Here is a 15,374-nt window from a genome sequence, read left to right on the forward strand (position 1 = left end):
CTAAGGTTGCTCGCCGACCAGAAAAGCCTTGCTGATGGCCCGAAAATCCGGATGACTGGCGCTGCCCATCAGCTCGAACACCACCATTTCACGGGTCACGATAGACGCGCCCGCGTCGCGCATGCGCTGCAGGCCCGCAGCCTTGTTGGCAGCAGTGCGGCTGTCGCAGGCATCTTCGACCACGAACACCTGCTTGCCCAGCGCACGCAGCCCCAGTACGGTCTGCAACACACAGACGTGGGTTTCCATGCCGCACACGATCACCTGCCCACGGGCCATCAGGCTCGCCGGCAGGCAGTTGGCGGCCACGCAGGAGAAATGCAGTTTTTCAACGACCTGCGCTGCCGGTGCGGCCGCCGTAAGCGCGGCGACTGTCGGCCCCAGGCCCTTGGGGTACTGCTCGGAGATCACCGTCGGCAGCTCCAGCTGGGCGGTGGCCGCCAGCAGCCAGCGGGTCCGCGCCAGGGTCCCGCCTGGATCGCTGACGGCGCCGATGAGTTTTTCCTGGACGTCGATGACCAGCAAGGTGGCCTTGGAGGGGTCGATCAGCATTGCGTGCGCTCCTGGGCGGGCGCCGGGTCGACACAGTGGCCGCCTGGCAGCATTCGGGCTCAAGCTCCGGCAACGGGTGCTGCCCGAGCCCGCCGAATGCTACCACGCAGCATTCATGCGGTCAGGCGGTGTGGCTCCAGTGCCTGGCTGAGCACGCCCAGCACTCGATCTTCCTGCTCGTGGATGAAGAAGTGCCCACCCGGGAAGAGCTCCAGCGAGAAGTCCCCCCGGCTTTCCTGGCGCCAGGCCAGCAACTGCTCCCGATTCGCGCGATCCGCCTCGCCACCAAGCACATGCACAGGGCAGCGCAACGCCGGCCGTTCGCGGTACTGGTAACGCCCGCACAGCAGGAAATCGGCACGCAGCACCGGCAAGGTCAGGCTCATCAGTTCCTGATTGGCCAGCACCTCTTCCGGGGTCCCGCCCAGGGTGCGCAACTCGTCGATCAGTTCCGGATCGGTCTTGGGGTCGCGCCAGCCCTTGCCATCGTAGTCCTCGCGACGGGTCGGCGCGGCCGTACCGCAGGCAAACAGCGCCACCGGTGGCGGACAGCCGAGTGCCTGCAGCTCGTGCACCAACTCGAACGCGAGCAACGCCCCCAGGCTATGGCCAAGCACCGCATACGGCTGGTGGGCCGTCAGGCACTGTTCACTGGCCAGTTGCCGGGCCAGCGCCTGCATGTCGGTGTGCAGCGGTTCGCCCAGGCGCGCGCCACGCCCGGGGAGTTCCACCGGGCGCACATTCAGCCAGGCCGGCAACTTGCGTCGCCAGCGGCTGTAGACCATGGCGCTGGCGCCCGAATACGGCAGGCACAGCAGGGTCAATGACGACACAAGCCAGCCCTCACTGCGCCGTAGCGGTTTCGGCCATCTTCTGGCGCAGGCTCAGCGGTCGCATGTCCGTCCAGACCTCATCGATGTAGGCCAGGCATTCCGGCTTCAGGCCACTCTTGCCGACGGTGCGCCAGCCATTCGGGATAGCCTTGTAATCTGGCCAGATGGAATACTGTTCCTCGTGGTTGACCACAACCTGGAACACAATATCGTCGCGATCGAATACGGAAGTCATTGCCTGTCTCCTTCGTTGAATGAGGCGCGTCGCGCAAAAGGCGTACGGGCGCTATTGAGGGAACGAGCCAAGGCCCGGATAAATTAGCCGTTCGGCGAAAATCAGGCCCCGGCAGCCTCGGGCGCGCGGGCCTCAATCATGAAATATCCCGTAACCAGTTCCCCTCTACCGGGTATAAAGTGTGCACATCACAACTCAGGAGCTGATCCATATGCTTGGTGTAACGGACTACGGCGCATTCGTGATTGCTTTCATCGTGCTGCTCGCGATCCCGGGGCCTGGCAATTTCGCGCTGATCACCGCGACCGGCAAGGGCGGGATAAAAGGTGGCCTGGCCGCCACTTTCGGCATCATTTTCGGTGACCAGGTGCTGTTGTGGCTGGCGGTGGCGGGCGTTGCCGCGCTGTTGACCGCGTACCCGGCGGCCTTCCATACCGTGCAATGGCTGGGTGCGGCGTACCTGGCCTACCTCGGGCTGCGCATGGCACTGGCCAAGCCTGGCAGCGCGCCGGTACGGGCCATGAAGTCCAACCACTACCTGCGCCAGACCATGATGATCACCGTGCTCAACCCCAAGGCGATCATGTTCTACATGGCGTTCTTTCCGCTGTTCGTCGACCCGGTCAGGCACCAGGGGTTGGTGACGTTCGGCTTCATGGCGCTGACCATCGCGGTGCTGACCTTCCTGTATGGCCTGATTGCGGTGCTGCTGACCCACAACCTGGCGGAACGGTTGCGTGCCAACCCCACGGTATCCAACCTGCTGGAGCGCCTGGCAGGTGTGTGCCTGGTGGGGTTCAGCATCAAGCTGGCGGTACTGCGCTGACGCCTGGCGCGGGTCTACCACACTTGCCGAACCTTCCAGCGGCGCGGCAAGTGAGGCGAAATGAAGCACGAGAGGCTTTTCCGCCCCCCAATGGCCCCTTAAGCTGCAGGCCTTCAACCGTACTCCCGAGGTGTTCGTCCAATGCGCCATTGATGCCACCGTCGTTCCAGACGGCCCGTCTTCAACCCCTTTACCGGGGGAAGCACCAGGCATCCTTGGAGGTTCGCATGACGAACACGTCATCCCTGACGCTGAACAGCGTCACCTATGCACTGCCCGATGGCAGGTTGCTGTTTTCCAACCTCAACGAACGTTTCGACCAACGCCGCACCGGCCTGGTGGGGCGTAACGGCGTGGGCAAGTCGGTACTCGCGCGCCTGTTGGCCGGCCAGTTGGACCCCACCCTGGGCCGCTGCCATCGCCACGGCCGCGCCCACTACCTCGCCCAGCAGGTGATCACTGCCGATACCACCGTCGCTGACCTGGCCCAGGTGCGCCACGTGATCGAAGCCGTGCAACGTATCGAAGCCGGCAGTACCTCCCCCGCAGAATTCGAAACCGTCGGCGAGCGCTGGAACATACGCGAACAGCTGCACGCTCATCTCGCCCGCGAACAGCTCGGCATGCTGCGCATTGTCTAGCTGTCGCCTGCAGGCCTGCACAGCTACGGCGGCCGCCCAGCGGGTAGACCACACCCAAGCCATGGTGCTGCACGCCCCTGCGTGCCAGTTGCAGCACGGCAGCCAGATCGCCTGGCTGCACGACCTGCGGTTGCCCCATGTGGCACACCCCTGCCCGTTCAACCTGGTGTTGCAGGCTGGCCAGCGTATCGCCCTCACCGGCGCCAACGGCAACGGCAAGTCCACCCTGCTCAAGGTGCTGGCAGGGCAGTTGCCGCCAAGGGAGGGCGACTGCCAGACCCGCGCCAGCGTGGCGTACCTGGACCAGCACTGCAGCCTGCTCGACCCCTGCCTGCCGGTACTGGCGCAACTGCGCGATGCGTGTCGCCTGCTCGATCACGCCAGCTTGCGTACGCGCCTGGCCCAACTGGGCCTGGATGCTCGGCGCATTGCCCTGCCCAGCGGCCTGCTCAGCGGTGGCGAACGGCTCAAGGCCGCCCTCGCCGCGCTGCTCTACAGCGATCACCCAGCGCAGTTGCTGCTGCTCGACGAACCCAGCAACCACCTTGACCTGCCGTCACTGCAAGCCCTTGAACAGATGCTCTGCCAGTATCGGGGGACGCTGGTGGTGGCGTCCCACGACGCGGTGTTCCTGCAGCGATTGCAGTTGACCGAGCAACTGCACCTACCCTGTTCAGAACTGCACAGCTTCGGTGGCGCAGACAGTGGCGAAGGCTCCCGCCAGGGTGAGGTTGTGATGGGCGACGATGGCCTCGGCGCTTAGGCCGGGCGTGTCCATGCAGGTGTGCGCATCGCTGACCAGCACAGGCCGTACGCCCAGTTCGGCGGCGATACGGCAGGTGGTGTCGACGCAGTACTGAGTCTTCATGCCGGCGATTACCACCTCCTCGACCGCCGCCTGCTGCAACCACTCGCGCAAGGGCGTGCCGTAGAAAGCGCTGGGCCGGGTCTTGTCGAACAGCCTGTCGCGCTGCGGATCGATCACCAGTGTCGGGAGCAGTTGCCACAGTGCACTGCCTGCCTCGATCGGCGAACCCTGCGGGCCAGTATGGCGGGCAGCGAAGATCGGGGCCTGTGCGGCGTGTGCGGTCTTGATCAGGCGGTTGATGTTGTTCAGCACCCGCTCGCCCTGCCAGGGCTGTTCGGGGCCGTGAAACAGGCCGACCTGCATATCCAGAATCAGTAGTGCGCGCTGTATGGGCATGGTGCCTCTCCTTGAAAGGCCAGCCGGAGGCGCCAACGAAAAGGCCCCGTCCATTGCTGGCGGGGCCTTGGGTTACCTGCTGCAGGTACGCTACACAGTCGCCCGACGCCCGCCGTTGGCGGTCGTGGTGGTGGCGGTCGAGGTGAGCGGCAGGTTCGTCATGCCAATACAGTGCGGCATCGGCGCACGGGTGGTCAATACCCGACAGACACACGAACGGTCGGCCAATCTTCGACTGCCCGTTCCCGATCTGCACGGGATGTATTATCGTGGCTGCTTGCGCAAGATGCGTGGCCTGACCATACAGGCATTTGCCAACCGATCGAGGGTGCCATGAGTAACGAAAGCATTAACTGGGACAAGCTGGGCTTCGACTATATCAAGACCGACAAGCGCTACCTTTCCCACTTCCGTGATGGCGAGTGGGACCAGGGCACCCTGACTGAAGACAACGTGCTGCACATCAGCGAAGGCTCCACCGCCCTGCACTATGGCCAGCAATGTTTCGAAGGCATGAAGGCCTACCGCTGCAAGGATGGCTCGATCAACCTGTTCCGCCCCGACCAGAACGCCCTGCGCATGCAGCGCAGCTGCGACCGCCTGCTGATGCCGCGGGTGCCCACCGAGCAGTTCATCGAAGCCTGCAAGCAGGTGGTCAAGGCCAACGAGCGTTTCGTGCCGCCGCATGGCAAGGGCGCGCTGTACCTGCGTCCGTTCGTGATCGGCGTGGGTGACAACATCGGCGTGCGCACGGCCCCCGAGTTCATCTTCTCGATCTTCGCCATCCCGGTCGGCTCGTACTTCAAGGGCGGCATGACCCCGCACAAGTTCCTGATCTCCGACTTCGACCGTGCCGCCCCCCAAGGCACTGGCGCAGCCAAGGTCGGCGGCAACTATGCAGCCAGCCTGCAGCCAGGCTACGAGGCCAAGAAAGCCGGCTTCGCCGACTGCATCTACCTCGACCCGCTGACCCACAGCAAGATCGAGGAAGTGGGTTCGGCCAACTTCTTCGGCATCACCGCCAACAACGAGTTCATCACGCCAAAATCCGCCTCCGTGCTGCCGGGCATCACCCGTCTGTCGCTGATGGAACTGGCCGAATCGCGCCTGGGCCTGAAGGTGATCGAGGGCGACGTGCTGATCAACCAGCTGGACCGCTTCATCGAGGCCGGCGCCTGCGGTACCGCCGCGGTGATCACCCCGATCGGTGGCATCCAGTACGACGGCACGCTGCACGTGTTCCATAGCGAGACCGAGGTTGGCCCGGTGACCCAGAAGCTCTACAACGAGCTGACCGGCATCCAGAGCGGCGACGTCGAAGCGCCAGCAGGCTGGATCGTCAAGGTCGCCTAAGCGTCTCGCGGGCAAGCCCGCTCCCACACGGACCGATGCGATCCTTGTAGGAGCGGGCTTGACCCGCGATGGGCTGTGCAGCAGCCCGCCTTTGCAAGATGAATTTTTCTTTAACCCGGGCCCCGCCTATTCTTTGGCACAATCAAGTCTCCACACGCCGCCCAGGTAAGAGCATGCCCCGCGTACTGACTATCGAAGACGATGCCGTCACCGGCCAGGAAATCGTTGCCGAACTTTCTGCCCATGGCCTGGAGGTCGACTGGGCCGACAACGGCCGTGAAGGCCTGGCCAAGGCCATTGCCGGCGGCTACGACCTGATCACCCTCGACCGCATGCTGCCCGAGGTCGATGGCCTGACCATCGTCACCACCCTGCGCAACCTCAAGATCACCACACCGATCCTGATGATCAGCGCCCTCTCCGATGTCGACGAACGCGTTCGCGGCCTGCGCGCCGGCGGTGACGACTACCTGACCAAACCCTTCGCCTCCGACGAGATGGCAGCGCGCGTGGAAGTGCTGCTGCGCCGCAACAGCGTACCGATGGCGCAAACCCGCCTGCAGGTCGCGGACCTGGAGCTGGACCTGATCAGCCACGAAGCCCGCCGCGGCGAACAGACCCTCAACCTGCTGCCTACCGAATACAAACTGCTGGAATTCCTCATGCGCCACGCCGGCCAGGTGATTACCCGCATGATGATTTTCGAGGAAGTCTGGGGCTATCATTTCGACCCCGGCACCAACCTGATCGATGTGCACATCGGGCGCCTGCGCAAGAAGATCGATGCTGCCGGCCAGACCCCGTTGATTCGCACGGTGCGGGGCTGCGGCTATGCCATTGCCGAACCCGTCTAAGGGCTGGAGCTCGTCCACCAGCCGCCTGCTGGCGCTGTACAGCTTCCTGTTCGTGGCCTGGAGCAGCATCCTGATGGGGGTGCTGTACTTCGAGGTGTCCGGCTACCTCAACAAACTCACCCGCCACTCGCTGCTGCAGCGCCAGCACCTGTTCGCGCACATGAGCGGCAAGCAACTGGACGATGCCCTGATCGCCAGCCAGGCGTTCGATGAGCGCAGCTTCGACGCCTACGGGCTGTTCGACGCGCAGTTCAACCCGCTGGGCGGGCAGGTTCGCCAGGTGCCGCCCGAGCTGGGCCTGGACGGCAAGATCCATGAACTGAGCCGCTGCCTGGACGCCGACGACCCGCGCACCCCCAAGGACAGCTGCGACGCGGTGGCCCTCAAGGTACGCGACGGCCGCTGGCTGGTGCTGGTCAGGGACAACGGCTCGCTGTTCGTGGTCACGCGGATCATCCTGCATGCCCTGCTCTGGGGCCTGTCGCTGACCATCATTCCCGGCATAGCCGGCTGGTACCTGCTGCGCCGGCGGCCACTCAAGCGCATCCGCGCGATTCAGGACAGCGCCGAACTGATCGTGGCCGGTGACCTCACCCATCGCCTGCCGCTGTCGCAACGGCGTGACGAGCTGGACATGCTGGCGGCCATCGTCAATGCCATGCTCGACCGCATCGAGCGGCTGATGCATGAGGTCAAGGGTGTGTGCGACAACATTGCACACGACCTGCGTACGCCACTCACGCGCCTGCGTGCCCAGCTGTACAGGATCCGCCAGCAGGCCGGGGAAGACTCGGCCCAGGCCGATCAGCTGGACCAGGCCATCAGTGAAACCGACACGCTGATGGCGCGGTTTCGCGGCTTGCTGCGCATCAGCGAACTGGAAGACCGCCAGCGCCGGGCCGGGTTTGTCGAGCTCGACCCACGGGCGCTATTGGTAGAGCTGCACGACTTCTACCTGCCGCTGGCCGAGGATGGCGAGATCCAGCTGACCCTGGCGCTACCCGACACGCTGCCGGCGCTCAAGGGCGACCGCGAGCTGCTGTTCGAGGCGCTGGCCAACCTGCTGAGCAATGCGATCAAGTTCACTCCGGCCGGCGGCCAGGTACTGATGCGTGCGCGTGGGGATGCCCAGGGCGTGCTGATCGAGGTAGAAGACAGCGGGCCGGGGATTGCAGCGCACGAGCGAGAGGCGGTACTGAAACGTTTCTACCGCAGCGAGGAAGGCCATCGGCACACCGGGTTCGGGCTGGGGTTGTCGATCGTTGCGGCGATCGTCGACCTGCACGGCTTCGGGCTTGAGGTGGGGGACAGCGAATTGGGTGGGGCGCGGCTGGTGTTGCAGTGTCGGCCGAAGGTGGCCGGTTAGGGCCTCTTCGCTGGCAAGCCAGCTCCCACAGGGTATGCGGTGATCTTGAAGGCACCGCTGTACCTGTGGGAGCTGGCTTGCCAGCGAAAGGGTCAGCGCGGGCTAGTCAGCCAAACGCCAGGTCGTCGCACCCTTGCCGTCTTCCAGCACCACGCCCATGGCGGTCAGCTGGTCGCGGATACGGTCCGATTCGGCCCAGTTCTTGTCGCTACGCGCCTGCAGACGCGCCTGGATCAGCGCCTCCACTTCGGCCGCATCGACCTTGCCTTCGGCACCGGCACGCAGGAAGTCATCGGCCTCCAGCTGCAACACACCCAGCAGTTCAGCCAGCTCGCGCAAACGGCCCGCCAGGCCAGCGGCGACCTCTGGCTCGGCCTCGCGCACGCGATTGATCTCGCGCACCAGCTCGAACAGCACTGCACAGGCTTCCGGCGTACCGAAGTCGTCGTTCATCGCCGCGGTGAAGCGCTCGACATACGCCTCGCCACCCTGCGCCGCCACGCGCGGCAAGCCACGCAGCGCATGGTAGAAGCGCTCCAGCGCCCCCTTGGACTCGCGCAGGCTGTCTTCGGAGTAGTTGATCGAGCTGCGGTAGTGGCTCGACACCAGCAGGTAGCGCACCACCTCCGGGTGATACTTGTCGAGCACGTCGCGAATGGTGAAGAAGTTGTTCAACGACTTGGACATCTTCTCGCCATTGATGCGAATCATGCCGCAATGCATCCACGCCTTGGCGTACTGCTTGCCGGTGGCCGCTTCGCTCTGGGCAATCTCGTTCTCGTGGTGCGGGAACTCCAGGTCGTTACCCCCGCCATGGATGTCGAAGCTCTCGCCCAGGCAGCAGGTCGACATCACCGAGCACTCGATATGCCAGCCCGGACGGCCTGCGCCCCACGGCGACGGCCAGCTCGGCTCGCCAGGCTTGACGCCCTTCCACAGCACGAAGTCGAGCGGGTCCTGCTTGGCCTCGTCGACCTCGATGCGCGCACCGATGCGCAGGTCTTCGATCTTCTTGCGCGACAGCTTGCCGTAGCCGACGAACTTGCCGACACGGTAGTACACGTCGCCATTGCCCGGCGCGTAGGCGTAGCCCTTGTCGATCAGGGTCTGGATCATCGCGTGCATGCCGGCGATATGGTCGGTGGCACGCGGCTCCTGGTCGGGCGGCAGGATGTTCAGGCGCCGCTCGTCCTCGTGCATCGCGTCGATCATGCGTGCGGTCAACGCCTCGAACGACTCGCCGTTCTGGTTGGCACGGTTGATGATCTTGTCGTCGATGTCGGTGATGTTGCGCACGTAGGTCAGGTCGTAGCCGCTGTAACGCAACCAGCGGGTGACCAGGTCGAACGCGACCATGCTGCGACCATGGCCCAGGTGGCAGAAGTCGTACACGGTCATGCCGCAGACGTACATCCGGACCTTGTTGCCATCGAGCGGAACGAAAACTTCCTTGGTCTTGCTCAGGGTGTTGTAAATGCTTAGCACGACGAGTTCCTTAGCTGCCCCACGAATCGCGCAGGGTCACGGTGCGGTTGAACACCGGCTGACCCGGCTTGGAGTCTTTCAGGTCGGCGCAGAAGTAGCCTTCGCGCTCGAACTGGAAGCGGTCTTGCGGCTGGGCCTGGCCCAGTGAAGGTTCCGCACGACAACCGCTCAGCACCTGCAGCGAATCGGGATTGATGTTGTCAAGGAAAGTGCCGCCGTCTTCGGTCTTCTCGGGGTTGGCCGAGCGGAACAGACGGTCGTACAGGCGCACTTCGCACTCGACGCTGGCCGCTGCCGGCACCCAGTGGATCACGCCCTTGACCTTGCGCCCCTCGGGGTTCTTGCCCAGGGTGTCGGGGTCGTACGAGCAGCGCAGCTCGACGATGTTGCCCTCGGCATCCTTGATCGCCTCGTCGGCACGGATCACGTAGCTGCCACGCAGGCGCACTTCACCGGCCGGCTCCAGGCGCTTGTAGCCCTTGGGCGGCGCTTCCATGTAGTCGTCGCGATCGATGTAGATTTCACGCTCGAACGGCAGTGCACGCACGCCCATGTCTTCCTTGGGATGACGCGGCAGTTCGAGCTGCTCGACCTGGCCTTCGGGGTAGTTGGTGATGACCACCTTCAGCGGGCGCAGCACACACATGGCGCGCGGCGCGGTACGGTCCAGGTCGTCACGGATGCTGAACTCGAGCATCGACATGTCGACTACGCCGTCGGAACGGTTGGTGCCGATCATTTCGCAGAAGTTGCGGATCGAGGCCGGGGTGTAGCCACGACGACGGAAGCCCGACAGCGTGGACATGCGCGGGTCGTCCCAGCCATTGACGTGGTTTTCGTCGACCAGTTGCTTGAGCTTGCGCTTGCTGGTGATGGTGTAGTTCAGGTTCAGGCGGCTGAACTCGTACTGGCGCGGCTTGGCCGGCACCGGCAGGTGCTCGAGGAACCACTCGTACAGCGGGCGGTGGCTTTCGAACTCCAGGGTGCAGATCGAATGCGTGATGCCCTCGATGGCGTCCGACTGGCCGTGGGTGAAGTCATAGATCGGGTAGATGCACCATGTGTCACCGGTCTGGTGGTGATGGGCATGACGGATGCGGTACAGGATCGGGTCGCGCAGGTTGATGTTCGGCGAGGCCATGTCGATCTTGGCGCGCAGCACGCGCTCGCCGTCCTTGAACTCGCCGGCCTTCATGCGTGCGAACAGGTCGAGGTTGTCCTCGACGCTGCGCTCGCGGAACGGGCTGTTCTTGCCCGGTTCGGTCAGGTTGCCACGGTATTCGCGCGCCTGCTCGGGGGTCAGGTCGCAGACGTAGGCGTTACCCGCCTTGATCAGATCGACGGCCCACGCATGCAGTTGGTCGAAGTACTGCGAGGCGTAGCGCACCGGGCCGGTCCACTCGAAGCCCAGCCATTTCACGTCGCTCTGGATCGCGTCGATGTACTCCTGGTCCTCTTTGGCCGGGTTGGTGTCATCGAAGCGCAGGTGACAGGCACCGCCGAATTCCTGGGCCAGGCCGAAGTTGACGCAGATCGACTTGGCATGGCCGATGTGCAGGTAACCGTTGGGCTCTGGTGGGAAACGGGTGACGATACTGCTGTGCTTGCCGGCGTCCAGGTCGGCCTGCACGATCGGGCGCAGGAAGTTCACGGGTACGGCGGGCGCGCCTTTGGCAGCGGCGTTCGGAGCGGTGTCGGCGGTGGGCTTGCTCATAGGATCCTTGAAATACCGGTACACGGCCTGGGTAGGCCGACTGAATCAAAGGGCTTATCATAGCCCAAGCGCCCGAGCTGCCGACAGGGCAGCGCCGACAAACTGGCGCGATATTCGACTGGCCGGGCAAAAAAAACTGCCGTGACCTGCGTATCCTGGCCTGTAAACTGTGCGTCAGGGTGTATACGCGATCCTGCGCTCCCCTTTCAAATGCCTTTAAAAGCGAGATTTCAAGCATGACCCAAGTCAAACTGACCACCAATCACGGTGACATCGTCATCGAGCTGAATGCCGAAAAAGCCCCGATCACCGTGGCCAACTTCATCGAATACGTCAACGCTGGCCACTACAGCAACACCGTATTCCACCGCGTCATCGGCAACTTCATGATCCAGGGCGGCGGTTTCGAGCCAGGCATGAAAGAGAAGAAAGACAAGCGCCCGAGCATCCAGAACGAAGCGGACAACGGCCTGAGCAACGACAAGTACACCATCGCCATGGCCCGTACCATGGAGCCGCATTCGGCCTCGGCACAGTTCTTCATCAACGTCGCCGACAACAGCTTCCTCAACCACAGCGGCAAGAACGTGCAGGGCTGGGGTTACGCGGTATTCGGCAAAGTCACCGCCGGCACCGACGTGGTCGACAAGATCAAGGCCGTTGCCACCGGCTCCAAGTCCGGCCACCAGGACGTGCCGGTCGAAGACGTGATCATCGAGAAAGCCGAGATCACTGAGTGATACTGCTGATCTCTGATCTGCATCTGCAAGAAGAACGCCCGGACATTACCCGGGCGTTTCTTGATCTGCTGGCCACCCGTGCCCGCAGCGCGCAAGCGCTGTATATCCTCGGGGACTTTTTCGAGGCCTGGATCGGCGACGACGCCATGACGCCGTACCAGGTGTCGATCTGCCAGGCCCTGCGTGCGCTGAGCGACACGGGCACCCAGGTGTTCCTGATGCACGGCAATCGCGACTTCCTGATCGGCCAGGCATTCTGCAAGGCGGCCGGCGCTACCCTGCTGCCCGACCCTAGCGTGGTCGAGCTGGGCGGTGAGCCGGTGCTGCTGATGCATGGCGACAGCCTGTGCACCCGTGACGAAGGCTACATGAAGCTGCGCCGTTACCTGCGCAACCCGCTGAGCCTGTGGATTCTGCGGCACCTGCCGTTGCGAACCCGGCAGAAGCTGGCGCGCAAGCTGCGCAGCGAAAGCCGTGCGCAAACGCGCATGAAGGCCAACGACATTGTCGATGTGACGCCCGAGGAAGTGCCACGGGTGATGCAGCAGCATGGCGTGCGCACCCTGGTGCATGGGCATACCCATCGCCCGGCGATCCACAAGCTGGTGGCAGGCGATGCGCCGGCGCGGCGTATCGTGCTGGGCGACTGGGACCGCCAGGGCTGGGCGTTGCAGGTGGATGAACAAGGGTTCCAGCTTGCGCCCTTCGACTTTGCCTGATCCGGCCTCTTCGCTGGCAAGCCAGCTCCCACAGGATGCGCAGTGACCTCGAAATCACCGCTGTACCTGTGGGAGCTGGCTTGCCAGCGAAGTCAGCGCAGCGCGCTGACGCTGTTGCTCAGTGCCCTGCCGACGCAGGCCCGGCCTTGGCCGCAAACGGCGGCTTGGCCAGCCACACCAGCAGTACCAGCCCGGCAAATACCCAGCCCATCAGGGTGAAGTAATCCACCGTCGACATCATGTACGCCTGGCTGTTGAGCATCTGCTCCAACTGCGCATACGACTGCCCGCTCGCCCCACCCAGGTGGTTGAGCGTTTCGCGCGTCGCCGGCTCATAGGTACTGATGCTCTCGCTCAGGTACGCATGATGCTGGTCGGCCCGGCGAATCCAGATCCAGGTGGTCAGCGACGCGGCAAAGCTACCGCCCAGGGTACGCAGGAAGGTCGCCAGCCCCGACCCGTCGGCAATCTGCTGCGGTGGCAGGTCCGAGAGCAGGATGCTCAAGGTCGGCATGAAGAACAGCGCCACGCCGATGCCCATGAACAACTGCACCAGCGCAATGTGCTGGAAGTCCACTTCGCTGGTGAACCCGGCACGCATGAAGCAACTCGCGCCAATCGCCACGAACGCCAGCCCCGCCAGTACGCGCAGGTCGAACGTGTGCGCGTACTTGCCCACGAACGGCGACATCAGTACCGGCAGCAAGCCGATCGGCGCCACCGCCAGGCCCGCCCAGGTGGCGGTGTAGCCCATCTGGGTCTGCAACCACTGCGGCAGGATCAGGTTGATCCCGAAAAAGCCCGCATAGCCCCCCACCAGCACGAGGGTGCCGATACGAAAGTTGCGGTACGCGAACAACCGCAGGTTCACCACCGGGTGCTTGTCGGTCAGTTCCCAGATGATGAAGATGGCCAGGAACACCACCGAGATCAGGCTGCCGATCACGATGAAGTTCGACTCGAACCAGTCCAGGTCATTGCCCTTGTCGAGCACGATCTGCAAGGCGCCCACCCCGACGATCAGGCTCAACAGCCCCACGTAGTCCATCGGCTGGCGGCTGGTGACGACCGGCCGCGTACGCATCTGCTGGCGCACCACGGCGGCGGCAAACAGGCCGATCGGCACGTTGATGAAGAAGATCCACGGCCAGCTGTAGCTGTCGGTGATCCACCCGCCCAGAATCGGCCCGGCAATCGGCGCCACCACCGTGACCATCGCCAGCAGTGCCAGTGCCATCCCCCGTTTGGCCGGGGGGTACACCGCAATCAGCAAGGTCTGGGTCATGGGGTACAAGGGGCCGGCGACGATGCCCTGCAGCACGCGAAAGCCCACCAGCTCCGGCATCGATTGCGCGATGCCGCACAGGAACGAAGCCAGCACAAACAGCAGCGTGGCCCAGATGAACAGCTTCACCTCGCCGAAGCGCCGGCTCAGCCAGCCCGTCAGCGGCAAGGCAATCGCGTTGCTCACGGCGAACGAGGTGATGACCCAGGTGCCCTGCTCCGAACTCACCCCCAGGTTGCCGGAGATGGTCGGCAGCGCCACGTTGGCAATGGTGGTGTCGAGCACCTGCATGAACGTCGCCAGCGACAGGCCGATGGTGGTCAACAGCAGGCTCGGCGGGGTGAAGGACGCCTGGCCGCTCATCGTTGCGCGGTCTTGCCGGAGGCGGCGCTGTTGTCATGGATCAGGCGCGCGATCAGCGTGTCGGCCTCGACCAACTGGCGGTCATACACCTGGGTGGCGAACGAGGCTTTCTGCGGCGGCTGTTGCGCCAGCACCGGGCCGCTCTGGTCGTGCAGGTCCACGTCCACCTGGGTCGACAGGCCGATGCGCAGCGGGTGCTGGGCCAACTGCTCGGGGTTGATATGGATACGCACCGGCACGCGCTGGACGATCTTGATCCAGTTGCCGGTGGCGTTCTGCGCCGGCAACAGGGCAAACGCACTGCCGGTACCGGCGCCCAGGCTGTCGATGGTACCGCTGTACTTCACGTCGCTGCCGTACAGGTCGGCGACGATGTCCACCGGCTGGCCGATGCGCATGTTGCGCAGCTGGGTTTCCTTGAAGTTGGCGTCGATCCACAGCTGGTCCAGCGGGATCACCGCCATGGTCGCGGTGCCCGGTTGCAGGCGCTGACCCAGTTGCACGGTGCGCTTGGCCACATAGCCGGTGACCGGCGCCACCAGGGTGGTACGCGCCTTGTTCAGGTAGGCCTGGCGCAGGTCGGCAGCCGCTGCCTGCACTTCGGGGTGCGAGGAGACCACGGTGTCGTCGACCAGCGCGGTGGTGGTATTGAGCTGCTGCCGGGCATTGCTCAGGGCGCTCTGTGCAGACGCCAGGTCGTCCCGCGCATGCGACAGCTCTTCCTGCGAGATCGCCCCGCCGGCAGCCAGGGTCTTGCGTCGGCTGTAGTTTTCCTGGGCCTTCTGCAGTTCGGCCTTGTGCACCGCCACCTGGGCCTTCTGCCCGTCGACGTTGCTGTACAGCCCGCGCACCTGGCGCACGGCACGCGCCAGCTTGGCCTCGGCGCTTTGCAGTCCGACCTCGGCATCGCTCGGGTCGAACTGGATCAGTACCTGACCGGCGTGCACCAGGTCGCCGTCGTCAGCCCCGATGCTGATCACCGTCCCCGTCACCAGAGGCGTGATTTCGACGACGTTGCCGTTCACATAGGCATCGTCGGTGCTTTCGTTCCAGCGCCCGTAGAGTGCGTGCCAGGCCCACACGCCGGCGCCGAGCAAGAGTACGAGCACCAGCAAGCCGAGCAGCAGCGTCTTGCGTTTGCGCTGGTTGTTGAGGTCCTGCGCGGTAACGGCAGTGTCCGTGGAAGTTGCAGTGGCCATGACAA

15 protein-coding genes and 1 pseudogene are annotated in these 15,374 nt (G+C 64.2%); 8 read left to right on the plus strand and 8 right to left on the minus strand.

The window, feature by feature from the left end; all coding sequences use genetic code 11:
* The 3 genes from KUO17_RS13695 to KUO17_RS13705 form a co-directional block, all read right to left on the minus strand.
* Positions 1 to 552, minus strand: a complete 552-nt coding sequence (locus tag KUO17_RS13695) for a hydrolase (RefSeq protein WP_217976086.1) — start codon at positions 550 to 552, stop codon at positions 1 to 3.
* 113 nt (positions 553 to 665) lie between these two features.
* Positions 666 to 1,385 (minus strand): thioesterase II family protein, encoded by a 720-nt coding sequence (locus KUO17_RS13700; RefSeq protein ID WP_217976087.1) that lies wholly within the window; start codon positions 1,383 to 1,385, stop codon positions 666 to 668.
* 10 nt (positions 1,386 to 1,395) lie between these two features.
* Positions 1,396 to 1,620: an MbtH family protein gene (locus tag KUO17_RS13705; RefSeq protein ID WP_163943153.1), complete on the minus strand. Its 225-nt coding sequence runs from the start codon at positions 1,618 to 1,620 to the stop codon at positions 1,396 to 1,398.
* Between the two features lie 211 nt (positions 1,621 to 1,831).
* On the opposite strand from KUO17_RS13705, the gene KUO17_RS13710 reads away from it, so the two are divergent.
* The 3 genes and pseudogenes from KUO17_RS13710 to KUO17_RS27195 all read left to right on the plus strand — a co-directional run bounded on the left by KUO17_RS13710 (position 1,832) and on the right by KUO17_RS27195 (position 3,850).
* Positions 1,832 to 2,446, plus strand: a complete 615-nt coding sequence (locus KUO17_RS13710) for a LysE family transporter (RefSeq protein WP_217976088.1) — start codon at positions 1,832 to 1,834, stop codon at positions 2,444 to 2,446.
* A 227-nt stretch (positions 2,447 to 2,673) separates the two neighbouring features.
* Positions 2,674 to 3,078 (plus strand): annotated as a pseudogene (locus tag KUO17_RS27190) (ATP-binding cassette domain-containing protein); the annotation flags it as partial.
* Position 3,079: 1 nt separating this feature from the next.
* Entirely contained in the window at positions 3,080 to 3,850 is a 771-nt protein-coding gene (locus tag KUO17_RS27195) for an ATP-binding cassette domain-containing protein (protein ID WP_425274857.1), read from the plus strand.
* Here the strand turns inward: KUO17_RS27195 and KUO17_RS13720 are convergent.
* Positions 3,761 to 4,291, minus strand: coding sequence for a cysteine hydrolase family protein (locus KUO17_RS13720; RefSeq protein WP_217976089.1), 531 nt, complete (start codon positions 4,289 to 4,291; stop codon positions 3,761 to 3,763). The genes KUO17_RS27195 and KUO17_RS13720 overlap by 90 nt on opposite strands.
* 333 nt (positions 4,292 to 4,624) lie before the next feature.
* Between KUO17_RS13720 and KUO17_RS13725 the strand changes: the two genes are divergently transcribed.
* The 3 genes from KUO17_RS13725 (at position 4,625) to KUO17_RS13735 (ending at position 7,864) form a co-directional block, all read left to right on the plus strand.
* Positions 4,625 to 5,644 carry a branched-chain amino acid aminotransferase gene (locus KUO17_RS13725; protein ID WP_217976090.1) on the plus strand — a complete coding sequence of 340 codons (1,020 nt, stop codon included), beginning with the start codon at positions 4,625 to 4,627 and terminating at the stop codon, positions 5,642 to 5,644.
* 173 nt (positions 5,645 to 5,817) lie between these two features.
* Entirely contained in the window at positions 5,818 to 6,498 is a 681-nt protein-coding gene (locus KUO17_RS13730; RefSeq protein WP_217976091.1) for a response regulator transcription factor, read from the plus strand.
* Positions 6,476 to 7,864, plus strand: a complete 1,389-nt coding sequence (locus tag KUO17_RS13735; RefSeq protein ID WP_217976092.1) for a sensor histidine kinase — start codon at positions 6,476 to 6,478, stop codon at positions 7,862 to 7,864. The genes KUO17_RS13730 and KUO17_RS13735 overlap by 23 nt, the downstream gene beginning before the upstream one ends.
* A 102-nt stretch (positions 7,865 to 7,966) precedes the next feature.
* On the opposite strand, the gene cysS is transcribed toward KUO17_RS13735, so the two are convergent.
* Both cysS and KUO17_RS13745 read right to left on the minus strand, forming a co-directional pair.
* Positions 7,967 to 9,349, minus strand: coding sequence for a cysteine--tRNA ligase (gene cysS, locus KUO17_RS13740; protein WP_217976093.1), 1,383 nt, complete (start codon positions 9,347 to 9,349; stop codon positions 7,967 to 7,969).
* 10 nt (positions 9,350 to 9,359) lie between these two features.
* Positions 9,360 to 11,063, minus strand: coding sequence for a glutamine--tRNA ligase/YqeY domain fusion protein (locus KUO17_RS13745; protein WP_217976094.1), 1,704 nt, complete (start codon positions 11,061 to 11,063; stop codon positions 9,360 to 9,362).
* Positions 11,064 to 11,299: 236 nt separating this feature from the next.
* Here KUO17_RS13745 and KUO17_RS13750 point away from each other — a divergent pair, with 236 nt between their 5' ends.
* Complete coding sequence (locus KUO17_RS13750; protein ID WP_163943112.1) at positions 11,300 to 11,803, plus strand: peptidylprolyl isomerase; 504 nt, start codon at positions 11,300 to 11,302, stop codon at positions 11,801 to 11,803.
* Positions 11,800 to 12,522, plus strand: a complete 723-nt coding sequence (gene lpxH, locus KUO17_RS13755) for a UDP-2,3-diacylglucosamine diphosphatase (protein ID WP_217976095.1) — start codon at positions 11,800 to 11,802, stop codon at positions 12,520 to 12,522. The genes KUO17_RS13750 and lpxH overlap by 4 nt, the downstream gene beginning before the upstream one ends.
* A gap of 118 nt (positions 12,523 to 12,640) precedes the next feature.
* Here lpxH and KUO17_RS13760 read toward each other — a convergent pair whose 3' ends face one another.
* Complete coding sequence (locus tag KUO17_RS13760) at positions 12,641 to 14,170, minus strand: DHA2 family efflux MFS transporter permease subunit (RefSeq protein ID WP_217976096.1); 1,530 nt, start codon at positions 14,168 to 14,170, stop codon at positions 12,641 to 12,643.
* Positions 14,167 to 15,369, minus strand: coding sequence for an HlyD/EmrA/EmrK family protein (locus tag KUO17_RS13765; protein ID WP_217976097.1), 1,203 nt, complete (start codon positions 15,367 to 15,369; stop codon positions 14,167 to 14,169). The genes KUO17_RS13760 and KUO17_RS13765 overlap by 4 nt, the downstream gene beginning before the upstream one ends.
* Positions 15,370 to 15,374: the final 5 nt, after the last annotated feature.

Origin of the sequence: Pseudomonas aegrilactucae, from assembly GCF_019168305.1 — a bacterium.
GTDB lineage: Bacteria > Pseudomonadota > Gammaproteobacteria > Pseudomonadales > Pseudomonadaceae > Aquipseudomonas > Aquipseudomonas aegrilactucae.

What these genes read in the sequence shown, in the direction of transcription:
- KUO17_RS13720 (WP_217976089.1), bottom strand. Translation starts at nt 4,291, where the DNA reads ATGCCCATACAGCGCGCACTACTGATTCTGGATATGCAGGTCGGCCTG.
- KUO17_RS13725 (WP_217976090.1), top strand. Translation starts at nt 4,625, where the DNA reads ATGAGTAACGAAAGCATTAACTGGGACAAGCTGGGCTTCGACTATATC.
- KUO17_RS13730 (WP_217976091.1), top strand. Translation starts at nt 5,818, where the DNA reads ATGCCCCGCGTACTGACTATCGAAGACGATGCCGTCACCGGCCAGGAA.
- KUO17_RS13735 (WP_217976092.1), top strand. Translation starts at nt 6,476, where the DNA reads ATGCCATTGCCGAACCCGTCTAAGGGCTGGAGCTCGTCCACCAGCCGC.
- KUO17_RS13705 (WP_163943153.1), bottom strand. Translation starts at nt 1,620, where the DNA reads ATGACTTCCGTATTCGATCGCGACGATATTGTGTTCCAGGTTGTGGTC.
- KUO17_RS13750 (WP_163943112.1), top strand. Translation starts at nt 11,300, where the DNA reads ATGACCCAAGTCAAACTGACCACCAATCACGGTGACATCGTCATCGAG.
- KUO17_RS13765 (WP_217976097.1), bottom strand. Translation starts at nt 15,369, where the DNA reads ATGGCCACTGCAACTTCCACGGACACTGCCGTTACCGCGCAGGACCTC.
- KUO17_RS13710 (WP_217976088.1), top strand. Translation starts at nt 1,832, where the DNA reads ATGCTTGGTGTAACGGACTACGGCGCATTCGTGATTGCTTTCATCGTG.
- KUO17_RS13695 (WP_217976086.1), bottom strand. Translation starts at nt 552, where the DNA reads ATGCTGATCGACCCCTCCAAGGCCACCTTGCTGGTCATCGACGTCCAG.
- KUO17_RS13745 (WP_217976094.1), bottom strand. Translation starts at nt 11,063, where the DNA reads ATGAGCAAGCCCACCGCCGACACCGCTCCGAACGCCGCTGCCAAAGGC.
- KUO17_RS13760 (WP_217976096.1), bottom strand. Translation starts at nt 14,170, where the DNA reads ATGAGCGGCCAGGCGTCCTTCACCCCGCCGAGCCTGCTGTTGACCACC.